General features: G+C 73.2%; 13 protein-coding genes and 1 tRNA gene. 9 read left to right on the top strand and 5 right to left on the bottom strand.

The window, feature by feature from the left end:
- Window positions 1-64: 64 nt before the first annotated feature.
- The 4 genes from ACN27C_RS09235 (at window position 65) to ACN27C_RS09250 (ending at window position 3,589) form a co-directional block, all read left to right on the top strand.
- Window positions 65-748, top strand: coding sequence for a response regulator transcription factor (locus ACN27C_RS09235; protein ID WP_121684353.1), 684 nt, complete (start codon window positions 65-67; stop codon window positions 746-748).
- Window positions 741-2,147, top strand: a complete 1,407-nt coding sequence (locus tag ACN27C_RS09240) for a sensor histidine kinase (protein ID WP_422750935.1) — start codon at window positions 741-743, stop codon at window positions 2,145-2,147. The genes ACN27C_RS09235 and ACN27C_RS09240 overlap by 8 nt, the downstream gene beginning before the upstream one ends.
- Window positions 2,148-2,211: 64 nt before the next feature.
- Window positions 2,212-2,799: a hypothetical protein gene (locus ACN27C_RS09245; RefSeq protein ID WP_120572613.1), complete on the top strand. Its 588-nt coding sequence runs from the start codon at window positions 2,212-2,214 to the stop codon at window positions 2,797-2,799.
- Window positions 2,800-2,878: 79 nt separating this feature from the next.
- Window positions 2,879-3,589 (top strand): glycosyltransferase family 2 protein, encoded by a 711-nt coding sequence (locus ACN27C_RS09250; RefSeq protein ID WP_120572614.1) that lies wholly within the window; start codon window positions 2,879-2,881, stop codon window positions 3,587-3,589.
- A 69-nt stretch (window positions 3,590-3,658) separates the two neighbouring features.
- On the opposite strand, the gene ACN27C_RS09255 is transcribed toward ACN27C_RS09250, so the two are convergent.
- Together ACN27C_RS09255 and ACN27C_RS09260 are read right to left on the bottom strand one after the other, a co-directional pair.
- On the bottom strand, window positions 3,659-4,534 hold the full coding sequence (locus ACN27C_RS09255) for a transketolase family protein (protein WP_422751598.1): 876 nt from the start codon (window positions 4,532-4,534) through the stop codon (window positions 3,659-3,661).
- 8 nt (window positions 4,535-4,542) lie between these two features.
- Window positions 4,543-5,232, bottom strand: coding sequence for a transketolase (locus tag ACN27C_RS09260; RefSeq protein ID WP_422750936.1), 690 nt, complete (start codon window positions 5,230-5,232; stop codon window positions 4,543-4,545).
- Window positions 5,233-5,278: 46 nt separating this feature from the next.
- Between ACN27C_RS09260 and soxR the strand changes: the two genes are divergently transcribed.
- A complete protein-coding gene (gene soxR / locus ACN27C_RS09265) occupies window positions 5,279-5,731 on the top strand; it encodes a redox-sensitive transcriptional activator SoxR (protein ID WP_120572617.1) in 453 nt (150 codons plus the stop codon).
- Window positions 5,732-5,734: 3 nt separating this feature from the next.
- Here the strand turns inward: soxR and ACN27C_RS09270 are convergent, their stop codons facing one another.
- Window positions 5,735-6,709, bottom strand: a complete 975-nt coding sequence (locus ACN27C_RS09270) for an NAD(P)H-quinone oxidoreductase (RefSeq protein ID WP_422750937.1) — start codon at window positions 6,707-6,709, stop codon at window positions 5,735-5,737.
- A gap of 233 nt (window positions 6,710-6,942) precedes the next feature.
- Here ACN27C_RS09270 and ACN27C_RS09275 point away from each other — a divergent pair.
- From ACN27C_RS09275 to ACN27C_RS09285, 3 genes are all read left to right on the top strand, one after another.
- Window positions 6,943-7,032, top strand: a tRNA-Ser gene (locus ACN27C_RS09275).
- Window positions 7,033-7,446: 414 nt separating this feature from the next.
- A complete protein-coding gene (locus ACN27C_RS09280; RefSeq protein ID WP_422750938.1) occupies window positions 7,447-8,136 on the top strand; it encodes a DNA alkylation repair protein in 690 nt (229 codons plus the stop codon).
- A 41-nt stretch (window positions 8,137-8,177) separates the two neighbouring features.
- Window positions 8,178-8,711: a YbhB/YbcL family Raf kinase inhibitor-like protein gene (locus ACN27C_RS09285; protein WP_120572620.1), complete on the top strand. Its 534-nt coding sequence runs from the start codon at window positions 8,178-8,180 to the stop codon at window positions 8,709-8,711.
- Window positions 8,712-8,744: 33 nt separating this feature from the next.
- Here ACN27C_RS09285 and ACN27C_RS09290 read toward each other — a convergent pair whose 3' ends face one another.
- Window positions 8,745-9,455, bottom strand: coding sequence for a class I SAM-dependent methyltransferase (locus ACN27C_RS09290; protein WP_120572621.1), 711 nt, complete (start codon window positions 9,453-9,455; stop codon window positions 8,745-8,747).
- Between the two features lie 208 nt (window positions 9,456-9,663).
- On the opposite strand from ACN27C_RS09290, the gene ACN27C_RS09295 reads away from it, so the two are divergent.
- On the top strand, window positions 9,664-11,442 hold the full coding sequence (locus tag ACN27C_RS09295) for a hypothetical protein (RefSeq protein ID WP_422750939.1): 1,779 nt from the start codon (window positions 9,664-9,666) through the stop codon (window positions 11,440-11,442).
- Between the two features lie 4 nt (window positions 11,443-11,446).
- Here ACN27C_RS09295 and ACN27C_RS09300 read toward each other — a convergent pair whose 3' ends face one another.
- The gene (locus ACN27C_RS09300; protein WP_422751599.1) at window positions 11,447-12,229 is read right to left on the bottom strand and encodes a hypothetical protein; all 783 of its coding nucleotides are present in this window, start codon (window positions 12,227-12,229) and stop codon (window positions 11,447-11,449) included.
- Window positions 12,230-12,254 lie beyond the last annotated feature (25 nt).

Below are 12,254 nucleotides of genomic sequence, written 5' to 3' on the forward strand. Positions count from 1 at the left end.
CTCCTTACCTGATCCGAACATTCCCTGACCGGCTCGGCGGTCGCCGGTCGGTCATCATGAGCCGGTGACCACCGCCGCCCCGCCCGGGCTCGTCCTCGTCGTGGAGGACGAGCCGGCCATCGCCGACCTGGTCCGGCTCTACCTGACCCGGGACGGGTTCGGCGTACACCTGGAACGTGACGGCGAGGCCGGGCTGGCCGCCGCGCGGCGGCTGCGCCCGGTGGCCTGCGTGCTCGACATCGCGCTGCCCGGCCTGGCCGGCACCGAGATCTGCCGCCGGCTACGCGCGGCCGGAGACTGGACGCCGGTCATCTTCCTCACCGCCCGCGACGACGAGGTGGACCGCGTCGTCGGCCTGGAACTCGGTGCCGACGACTACGTCACCAAGCCGTTCAGCCCGCGCGAGCTGCTCGCCCGGCTGCGGGCGGTGCTGCGCCGCACCGCCGGCACGCCCGCCGAGCAGCCCCGCACGCTCGGCGCCGTCACACTCGACCCGGCCCGCCGGACGGTGACCGCCGGCGGCACGCCGGTGCAGCTCACCTCCACCGAGTTCGACCTGCTCGCCCACCTGATGGCCCGGCCCGGCCGGGTGTTCACCCGGGAGGAGCTGCTGGCGGGCGTGTGGGGGTACGCGGCGCACGCCGGCACCCGGACCGTCGACGTGCACGTGGCGCAGGTGCGGGCCAAGCTCGGCCCGGACAGCGTGATCCGCACCCACCGTGGCGTCGGGTACGCCGCCGATGCCTGACCGGCCGCCCGGACCGATGCCGCGCCGGCCCGGGCGGACACTCACCGCCCGCGCCGTGCTCGCCACCTGCGCGGTGGCGCTGGTGTCGGTGCTCGTCACCGCGCTGGTCGCGGTGCCCCTGGCGGTCCGCGGTGCGGAGCGCCGGGACCAGGAGGCGCTCGCCGCCCAGGCCCGGCTCGCCGCCGACGTGCTCCGGGTGCGGCCGGCACGCCAGCGCGACGGCGCCGGGGACCGGCTCATCCGGCAACTGCGCCAGCAGCAGATCGACGTGTACGTGATCCGGGACGGCCGGGCCGACCGGCCGGGCCTGCCCCGGCCGCTGGTGACGCGGGTGGCCGGCGGCGAGAACGTCTCCGGCCGGCGACTGGTCGAGGGGCAACGCCGGCTGGTCGAGGCGCGGTCGCTGCCCGGCGGGGACGGGGTGGTGCTGACCCGGGCCCGTAGCGCCGCGCCCTGGCGGCAGGTGCTGCGCGGACTCTGGCTGCCGCTGCTCGCCGGACTCGCCGCCGGGGCGGCCGCCGGACTGCTGCTCGCCCGCCGGCTGGCCCGGCCGATCCGTACCGCCGCGACCGCCGCCGCCCGGCTGCGTGCCGGGGACCGGGCGGTCCGGGTGCCGGTCGAGCCGCCCGACGAGGTGGCCGACCTGGCGCACGCGCTCAACGGCCTGGCCGCCGCGCTCGCCACGAGCGAGGGACGGCAGCGCGAGTTCCTGCTCTCCGTCTCGCACGAGCTGCGGACCCCGCTCACCGCGATCCGCGGCTACGCCGAGGCGCTGGCCGACGGCGTGATCGAGGCCGACGCGGTGCCGGCGACCGGCCGGACCGTGCTCGCCGAAGCCGAACACCTGGACCGGCTGGTCCGTGACCTGCTGGCGCTGGCCCGGCTGGAGGCGGTCGACTTCCCCCTGGAACCGGTGCCGGTCGACCTGACCGGGCTGGCCGCCGACGCGGAGCGCAGCTGGTCCGGCCGGTGCGCGGCGCTCGGGGTGCCGTTCCGGCTGGAGACGCCGGGTGCGCCGGTGCCGGCGTACACCGATCCGGGCCGGATCCGGCAGGTCCTGGACGGGCTGCTGGAGAACGCGTTGCGGGTCGTACCGCCGGGGGCGCCGGTGGTGCTCGCGGTCCGGGCCGACGGCCCGGCGGGCGGCGGGGTGCTGGAGGTCCGGGACGGCGGACCCGGCTTCACCGACGACGACCTGCGGGTGGCGTTCGAACGGGGCGCGCTGCACGAGCGGTACCGGGGGGTGCGCAAGGTGGGCAGCGGGCTGGGCCTGGCGCTCGCCGCCGGGCTGGTCCGCCGGCTCGGCGGGGACATCGCCGCCGGGCACGCCCCGGAGGGCGGCGCCGCCTTCACTGTCCGGGTGCCGGCGGATCCTTACCCGGCTCGAACATCGGCTTGACCGTTCCCTCGCGTCGGTGCGGAACGCTCGGCTCGTCACCGTGAGGAGAGGAAGAGGACCACAGATGAGACGTCAGCGAATCGTCACCGGGGCCACCGCACTGCTCGCCGCCGCGTCGCTCGCGCTCGCCGGGTGCGGCGCGACCCGGTCCGGCGCGGCGCCGGACGACGGGGTCGAGGTGAGCGCCGCCCTGGGTGCGGACGGCCAGGCGCTCGCCGCGCTCGGCGTCGACGCCGGGGAACTGGACGTGGATCCGGTCGCCGCGCCGGCGCCCTCCGGTACGCCGCAGGCCGGGCCGGACGGCAAGGGCGAGCGGGCGAAGGAGGGACAACGGCGTCACCGGGCCCGGGTGCTGCTGCGGCGCAACACGCTGCACGGCGAGGCGGTGGTCAAGACCAGGGACGGCGGTACGAAGACCGTCGCGGTCCAGCGCGGCGAGGTGACCGCGATCGACGACAGGTCGATGACTGTGAAGTCCACCGACGGTTTCACTGTGACGTGGACGTTCGGTGAGAAGCTGCGGGTCGTCGAGCGGCGGACCACGATCCGATCGACCGACATCAAGATCGGTACGACGGTCGGAGTGGCCGGCGCGAAGGACGGCGACCGCAGCGTGGCCCGGCTCGTCGTGGTACCACTTCGTCAGGAATAGGGTGCCTGGGCTGTCGTGACCTGAGCAATGTGCCAGGCTACGCTATGCCCCGACCTGCCATCGCCTCCGTGGAGATTCCGTGAAGCTCTCGATCCTCATGCCGGTCTACAACGAGGAAGAACGAATCGCGGATGCCCTCAAGCAGGCATTGGCGGTCGACTACCCCTGCGAGATCGAGCTCGTCGTCGTGGACGACGGCAGCCGGGACGGCACCGGTGAGATCCTCGGCCGCGTGGACGACGCCCGCCTGCGGGTGATCACCCACCAGCGCAACGCCGGTAAGGGCGCGGCCATCAAGACGGCTGTCGACAGCGCCGAGGGCGAGTACATGGTCATCCTCGACGCCGACCTGGAGTACGACCCGCAGGACATCCCGCGCCTGCTGGAGCCGGTGCTCGACGGCCGGGCCACAGTCGTCTACGGCAACCGGACCTTCGGCAGCCACAGCTCGTACAGCTTCTGGTACGTGATGGGCAACAAGGGCGTCACGCTGGCCGCGAACGTGCTCTACAACTCCTACATCGGCGACCTGGAGACCTGCTTCAAGCTGATGCCGCTGGAGCTGTACCGCTCGCTGCAGGTCCGCTCCCGTGGCTTCGGCATGGAGGCCGAGGTCACCGGCAAGCTGCTGCGCCGCCGCATCCGCCCCTACGAGGTGCCGATCAGCTACCGCGCGCGGGGCCGCGAGGAGGGCAAGAAGATCACCTGGAAGGACGGCGTCGAGGCGATCTGGATCCTGGCCCGCGAGCGCGCCCGCCGCCGCCCGGCCAATCCCGCCGCCGCGCACTGAGCCCGTACCGACTGAACCCCGCGCCCCTGCACCAGCCGAGGTCGCGGGGTTCCGTCGTGTCCGGGACGCTCAGGTGAGGAACGCGTCGACCGAGCGGCGCAGCCCGGCGGCGTCCAGGCCGTGCCAGCGTTCGTGGTCCTCGGCGCTGCCGTAGCGGCGCAGGTCCCTGCGGCCCACCCCGAGCGCCAGCAGCCGGTGCGGCCGGTCGGCCAGCGCCTTCGACACCATCCGCGCCGAGGTGCCCGCCAGGTACGGCTCGACCAGGATCACCTCGGTCCCGGCGAGCGCCCGCAGCCCGGCCGTGTCGAACGGTCGCGGCCGGTGGGTGTAGGCCACTGTGACCGGCCGGTCGGCCGTCGCCGCCACCGCCGCGTCCAGCACCGGGCCGACCGCGACCAGCAGCGGCGCGCCCGGCCCGGCGTCCCGGACCACATGCAGGTCACCCGCCTGCGGATACGCGGCGGTGTTGCTCCGGATCGACAACCGCAGGTACGCCGAGTCCTGCCCGCACACGACGTCGCGCAGCAGCGGCCGGACCTCGTCCGGGTGCCCCGGCACGTGCACGGTCCAGCCGTCCAGTGTGTCCAGCAGCGCCACGTCCGCCGGCCCGAGGTGGGTGCGTCCGGCCGACGCCCGGTCGTACGAGCCGCCGATGCCGACGAGCACCGCGCCGGCGTCCTGGTGGTCGAGGTCCAGCTTGATCTGCTCGTACGCCCGCTCGACCAGGAACGGGGCGTAGCTGTGCACGATCGGCCGCTGCCCGGTCAGCGCCAGCCCTCCGGCCACCCCGATCATCAACTGCTCCCGGATGCCCACGTTGATCACCCGGTCCGGGTACCGGGCGGCGGCCGGCTCGAACGCGGCTGCGGAGATGTCGGCGAGCACGACTGTCGTACGCGGATCGGCGAGCACCTCCTCGGTGCTGGTGACGAACGCGTCCCGCATGGTGCTGCTCATCGTCCCTCCCCGTCCGTGACGACCGCGACGACGACGTGCGGCCGGTGATCGTCGTGCCCGGTGAGGGCGGCGTGCAGGGCGTCGTGGTCGCGTCCGTCGACCGTGGCGGCGCTCCACCCGTTCACCGTGAACCGGCTCGCCGCGCCGCCCGGCCAGCCGTACGTGGCGGACCGGTTGTCCAGCACGATCGCGGTCAGGTTGCCCAGCCCGGTCGCGCCCGCGTACGCGATCGCCTCGTGGTTGGAGCCCTCGTCCAGTTCGGCGTCGCCGAGCAGCACGTACACCCGGGGTCCGGTGCGGCCCTGGGCCCGCAGCCCGAGCGCGGTGCCCACGCCCAGCCCGAGCCCGTGGCCCAGCGAACCGGAACCGATCTCCACGCCCGGCACCAGCGTGCGGTCCGGGTGGTCGCCGAGCCGGCTCGCCGGGCCGCCCTGGTCGTCCAGCCACTCGGCGGGCAGGAAGCCGCGGGCGGCGAGCAGTGCGTAGTACCCGGCGACCGCGTGGCCCTTGGAGAGCAGGAAGCGGTCCCGGTCCGGGTCGGCCACGGTGGCCGGGGTGATCCGGAGCACCCGGTCGTAGAGCACCTGGAGCACGTCGAGCGTCGAGTACACGTTGGCGCCGAACTCGCGGCCGGCGCGCACCCGGTCCAGGAGCGCGTCCAGGTCGGTGGCGGTGGTCGTCGTCATACCGATAGCCTCGGACTTGAAGCGAACTTCAACTCAAGGCCGTGTGATGCACGAAGCAACACTGACCATCGGGCAGCTCGCCGACCGCAGTGGCGTCGCCCCCTCGGCGCTGCGCTACTACGAGCGGCTCGGCCTGATCCACGCCGCCCGCACCGGCGGGAACCAGCGCCGCTACGCCCGCACCGAGCTGCGCCGGGTCGCCTTCATCCGGATCTCCCAGCAGGTCGGTGTCTCGCTGGAGGAGATCCGCGAGGCGCTCGACTCGCTGCCGTCGGGGCGTACCCCCACGCCCGACGACTGGGCCGCGCTGTCCCGCGCCTGGCGGGACCGGCTGGACGAACGCATCCGGCTGCTCGGCAAGCTCCGCGACGACCTGGATGGCTGCATCGGCTGCGGCTGCCTGTCGTTGCAGCGCTGCACGCTCTACAACCCGGAGGACTCGCTCGCCGCCGAGGGCCCCGGCCCGCGCCTCATGCTCCCGCGCCCCGGCCAGGGCTGACCCTCACCGGACCAGCAGCACCTTGCCCAGGTGGTCGTTGGTCTCGACCAGGCGGTGCGCGGCGGCGGCGTCGGCCATGTCCACCCGGGCGTGCACCACCGGCCGGACCCGGCCCGCCTCCACCAGGGGCCACACCTGCTCGCGTACGCCCCGGACGATCGCCGCCTTGTCGTCCACCGGGCGGGACCGCAACGCTGTCGCGTGCACCGCGGCCCGCTTCGCCAGCAGCATCCCCAGGTCGAGTTCGCCCTTGCGGCCGCCCTGCATGCCGATCACCACGAGCCGCCCGCCGGTCGCCAGCGCGGCCACGTTCCGGGCCAGGTAGGACGCGCCCATGATGTCGAGGATCACGTCCGCGCCCCGGCCGTCGGTGACCCGGCGTACCTCGTCGACGAAGTCCTGCTCGCGGTAGTCGATCGTGTGCGCGGCGCCCAGCTCGCGCAGCCGCTCGTGCTTCGCCGAGCGGGCAGTCACCACCACCGTCGCGCCGAGCGCCACGCCGAGCTGGATCGCGAACGTGCCGATCCCGCTGCCGCCGCCGTGCACCAGCAGCGTGTCCCCCTCGGCCAGCCGGGCCAGGTCCACCACGTTCGACCAGACAGTGCAGGCCACCTCCGGCAGCGCCGCCGCGTCGACCAGGTCGACGCCGGCCGGCACCGGCAGCAACTGCCCGGCCGGCACCGCGACCTGCTCGGCGTAGCCGCCGCCGGCCAGCAGCGCGCAGACCTCCTGGCCCACCGACCAGCCGGTCACGCCGGGACCGAGCGCACGCACCGTCCCCGAACACTCCAGACCGGGGTACGCGGACGCGCCCGGCGGCGGCGGGTAGTGCCCCTGCCGCTGCAACAGGTCGGCCCGGTTCACCGCGCTGGCCCGCACCTCGACGACCACCTCACCGGGGCCGGGCTCGGGATCGGGCACATGAGCCCAGACGAGCGCCTCGGGGCCGCCGGGTTCCGTGATCGTGATCGCGCGCATGGTTCAGTCTTACCCGATCTGCCCGTCGCCGCGCAGGCGCACCGCCCGGGACGGCCGCCGCGCCGGCCCTTCGGCCACTGTGGACTTGCCGGCGGCCATGATTCCGCTGATCAGCACCACCGCTGGGCTCTCCCACGCGCACACGTTCTCGCAGCGAGGGTGGGACGGCGGCTTGCCCGGTACGGGGTTCGTGGCAGACTGGTCCCGGTCGCGCACCCCTCGGGGGCGTGCCGGGAGGGTTCGCCTAGTGGCCGATGGCGCTGGTCTTGAAAACCGGTAAGGCAGCGATGTCTTCGTGGGTTCGAATCCCACACCCTCCGCCAGTAGTCGAGCACCCTTCACGCAGCTCAACCCATGCCCAGCGCGGAAGTAGCCGGCTTGTGGGGCGTGCGTGGGGGCCGCGTTCCGCCGCTCACCTCGGCCAGCGGTAGCGGAGTGTGGGGCCCGTCGGGCGTGTCGGCTGCAGAGGAAGTCATTACCTCGACGGCTTATGCCTCTCAGGCATAAATATGACCGAGAGGCATAAGCCTTAACAGGAGACGTTCTTCTCCCGGGGCGCCGAGCATCGATCCGAGCGTCAGCCCGGCATCGCGACCAGCGCGACGGATCTGGGATGCCGTGATGTGGCGCCTGCACGGCACGGCAGGGCGGCCGAGTGAGGAACGGCGGGGCGGCGGAACAGCGGGAGCCTCGGGCCGGTCGTAGGCTGCGTGACGCGGCGACGACGGGAGGCCGGGATGGCGGAGACGACGACTGTGGCCGGGGTGACGGCCGAGCTGGCCGCGCTCGACGACCCGAAGATCCGCGCGGTCAACGAGCGGCACGGCGACGACCACGGGGTCAACCTGGGCAAGCTGCGGGGGATCGCGAAGCGGCTGAAGACGCAGCAGGAGCTGGCCCGCGAGCTGTGGGCGACCGGGGACAGCGCGGCCCGGCTGCTGGCGCTGTTGATCTGCCGGCCGAAGGCGTACGGGCGGGACGAGCTGGACGCCATGCTGCGCGAGGCGCGCACGCCGAAGGTGCACGACTGGCTCGTCAACTACGTGGTGAAGAAGAGCCCGCACGCGGAGCCGCTGCGCCTGGCCTGGTCGGCCGACAGGGATCCGGTGGTGGCGAGCGCCGGCTGGGCGCTCACCACCGAGCGGGTGGCGCGGAACCCGGACGGGCTGGACCTGGCCGCCCTGCTCGACGTCGTCGAGGCGGAGATGGCGGACGCGCCGGAGCGCCTCCAGTGGGCGATGAACCACTGCCTCGCGCAGATCGGGATCGAGCACCCGGCGTACCGGGAGCGCGCGATCGGGATCGGCGAGCGCCTCGGCGTGCTCAAGGACTATCCGACGCCACCGGGCTGCACGTCGCCGTACGCGCCGATCTGGATCAACGAGATGGTGCGCCGGCAGCACGGCGGCGCGGACAACGGGGTATGAAGAGGGCGCAGGACATTCGCGTACCCGGAAGGACCGTTTCGATGACCCTGGAACGACCGATCGCCCCGGACCCGTACGAGCTGCTGCCGACGGTGCCGTCGTTCGACCTGACCAGCGACGACGTGCACAACGGCGAGCCGATGGACGCGCGGTACGCGCACGGGAGCACCGGCGGCGAGAACGTCTCACCGCAGCTGTCCTGGTCGGGCTTCCCGGCCGAGACCAGGAGCTTCGTGGTCACCTGCTTCGACCCGGACGCCCCGACCGGCAGCGGCTTCTGGCACTGGGTGCTGGTGAACGTTCCCGCATCCGTCACCGAGCTGCCCACCGGCGTGCGTGAGGCCGACCTCGGCGGCGCGTTCAGCGTCCGCAACGACTACGGCGACACCGGCTACGGGGGCGCCGCGCCGCCGGCCGGGGACCGCCCGCACCGGTACGTGTTCGCGGTGCACGCGGTGGACGTGGACCGCCTCGACATCCCCGCCGGGGCCAGCCCGGCCTTCGTCGGCTTCAACCTGGCGTTCCACACCCTGGCCCGGGCGGTCATCCGCCCGACGTACCAGATCAAGGAGTGACCGGCGGCCGGGGGCCGTCGCGGCCCCCGGCCCTCAGGCCGGTACGCGGGCGACAGCGAAGACGGACTGGCCGAACGGCGGCCGGACGCGCTGCTCGGCGGCCTTGGTGACGGGCAGGACGAGGGTGTCGTAGACCTTGACCATCGGGCCCTCCTTCGGCATCAGCCGGAAGACCTTGGTGGCCATGAAGTAGCCGATCAGGCCGAGCGCGTTGGCGTAGTGGATCCGCTCGACGGTGAGGCCCGCCTCGGTCATCGCCGCGGCGAGCGTCTTCTTCGTGTAGCGGCGGACGTGGCCGGTGGCGATGTCGGCGGGGCTCATGGCGAACTGGAACGCCGGCACGATGATGACCACGGCGCCGCCGGGGCGGACCAGGTCACGCATGCTGCGCAGCGCGCCGACGTGATCGTCGATGTGCTCCAGCACGTTGTAGGAGACGGCCGCGCTGTAGTCGCCGCGCTCGTGGTGCGGGAGGAGCATCTGCCGGACCTCGACGCCCGGGTGGTCGGACAGCCGCTCCTTGAGCTGGATCAGCCGGTCCGGGTCGGCCTCGGTGGCGGTGATCCGGGGTGCGTGGGCGGCCCAGGCCGAGGCGTAGTCGCCCAGGCCACTGCCGATCTCGATCGGGTTGTCACCGAGGTAGGGCACCGCCAGCTCGACGAACCACTGCCGGTGGTTGACAGCCGTCGCCAGGCCTTCGAGCACCTCGGACTGGACGCGCTGATCCCCAGTGATTTCTGCCATGCGTCGATTCCTCACGATATGACTGACCCGCGCCTGGACCGTCAGAGTCAACCATCTGGATGGCTGATGGGGAAATCGGGGGACGGAGGGGGGCCGAATTGTGATCCGGAGGGGTGCCCGCTCGGCGATCGGCGAACTCGGCACATAGTACGTGATTCCCCGGAACATTGCACGTGCCCGTCATACCCTGACTACGCTCTGAAATGTCATGACTACTCCGGAAAGCGACGCAAGCGCGGCGAAATCGGGGCAGGGTAGGCGGATCGACGCGCTCGCCGTGCTCAGCTTCGTGCTGCTCGCGTTCTGGGTGACCGCCCGGCTCTGGGCCGATCCGCGCAATGGAGTCCGCGACAATCGTACCGATCAGGCGCAGTTCGAATGGATGATGGCGCACGGTGCGCGGGTCGTCACCGATTTCGCCTATCCGTTCACCTCGGACCGGATGAATGTGCCGGACGTCGTCAATCTTATGGCGAATACGTCCGTATTATCCGTATCCATACCGCTGACCCCGATAACGCTCTGGGCCGGTCCCCGCTGGTCATTCCTGCTCTTCCTCACGCTCGGGCTCGCCGCGACCGGAGCGTCCTGGTATTTCCTTCTCTCCCGGGTGGTCATCGGCGCCCGTGGCCCGGCCTGGCTCGGCGCGGCGTTCTGCGCGTTCGCGCCCGCGATGATCTCGCACGCCAACTCGCACCCCAACATCGTCAGCCAGTACGTGGTGCCGCTGATCATCTGGCGGACACTTCGCCTGGCCGAACCCGGGCGCTGGCTGCGCAACGGCGTCCTGCTCGGCCTGGTGATCGTCTGGCAGGCGTTCCTCAACCTGGAGATCCTGCTGATGACCGCCATCGGGCTCGGCGTGGTGGTGCTCGCGCTGGCGCTCGGGCGGCCCGCCCTCCGGTCGGCGGCCCGCCCGTTCGCCGCCGGGCTCGGGGTGGCCGCTGTGGTCGCCGGCGCGCTGCTCGCGTACCCGCTCTGGGTCCAGTTCTTCGGCCCGGGCGCGTACAGCGGGCTCTCCACGCTGATCCGGGGCTACTCCACCGACCTCGCCGCGTACGTGGCCTGGTCGCGCGAGTCGCTCGCGGGCGACGCCCGGGGCAGCGAACCGCTCGTCAAGAACGCCACCGAGGAGAACGCGTTCTTCGGCTGGCCGCTGGTGATCCTGGTGGTCGCGCTGGTCTGGTGGCTGCGCCGCAACGCCGTGGTGCTCGGGCTCGCGGCGGTCGGGCTCGTGTTCGCGCTCTTCTCGCTCGGCCGGGAGATCCGCTACGACGGGCGGGACACCGGCATCCCCGGCCCCTGGGCCGCGCTGGAGAACCTGCCGGTCCTGCACTCGGTGGTGCCCACCCGCTGGTCGCTCGCGCTCACCCCGATCATCGGCGTGCTGCTCGCGTTCGGCGCCGACCGGGTCCGGCGGCTCGCCGTGCGGCACCCGGACGCGCGCGATCGGATCCGGTTCGCCACGGTCACTGTGCTCGCCATGGCGCTGGTGCCGATCCTGCCCACCCCGCTGCCCGCGAAGCGCCTCGACCCGACTCCGGCGTTCGTCACCTCCGGCGCCTGGCGTCCCTACGTCGCCGACGGGCGGAGCATCGTCACGCTGCCGCTGCCCGACACCACGTACGCGGTCCCGCTGCGCTGGTCCGCCGAGACCCGGCTGGACATGCCGCTGGCCCGCGGCTACTTCCTCTATCCGGACACCCGCCCCGGCGGGGACCGGATCGCCCTCTTCACCGCGCCGCCGCGCCCCACCAGCACGTTCTTCGAGACGGTACGGCGCACCGACGCGGTCCCGCCGATCACCCCGCAGGACCGGGTGGCCGCCGTGGACGACCTGCGCTACTGGCGGGCCGGCGCGGTGATCCTCGACCCCCGGCTGCCGCAGGCCGAGGCGCTGCGCCGGGCGATGACCGAGCTGAGCGGGATCACGCCGAGGCGTACCGGCGGGGTGTGGTTGTGGGACGTCCGGCCGCTGGCCGAGTGAGCGGTCAGCCCTGGCGGACGCAGCAGCCCTGGCACACCTTGGGCCGGGGGAGCGTGAACGCCAGGCAGCAGGTACGCCGCTGCACGGTCGGCTCGCCGCCCGGGCCGGGCACCAGCTCGACCAGGTCGCTCAGGTCGAGCGCGTCCAGCACCGTGCCGACGGCCGCCGCGGCCGAGCCGGGCAGCGCGTCCGAGGCGCGCAGGATGCCGTGCGCGATGCCGGAGGCCACCGAGCCGAGCAGCGTACGGGTGCCGATCCGGACCTCGCCCTGGATGGCGCCGATCAGCGGGGCGAAGTGGGCGCCGAGCAGGGACGCGCGCAGCGCACCGAGCAGCGCCGCCTCGTCCGGCACCACCCGCACGCCCGGTGCGCCGGCCAGCGCCAGCGGGTCGCTCGGCAGCACCGCCACCGGGGTGGAGGCGCGCAGCCCCAGCGTGAGGAGCTGGTGGTGGTCCTCGAAGTGCACGAGCACGTCGACCGCGTCGAGCAGCGGCACCCGGCGGGCCGACGCCCACCCGAGCACCGCGGGCAGCGCGGTCCAGTAGCTGTAGGACTTCCAGGCCAGCGCGGCACAGGCGTGCGGGGTGCCGCCCCAGCGGCGGCCGGCGGCGGTCAGGAACTCGGTCAGCAGCGTGCCGTCGATCAGGCGGGTGGCCGGGGACCAGCGGTCCAGCTCGTCGTGGACGAGCAGGCCGGGTGCGAGCCCGGGCAGGTCGTCGGTGCCGAACATGGCGCGCAGCGTCGCGGTCACCGGGGCGAGCGGGGTGGCGGCGTCGCGCCCCGGCATCACCGCAGTCACCTGGCCGTCCCCT

It is taken from the genome of Micromonospora sp. WMMD1219, assembly GCF_049315215.1.
In the GTDB taxonomy this organism is placed as follows: Bacteria; Actinomycetota; Actinomycetes; order Mycobacteriales; family Micromonosporaceae; genus Micromonospora; species Micromonospora tulbaghiae.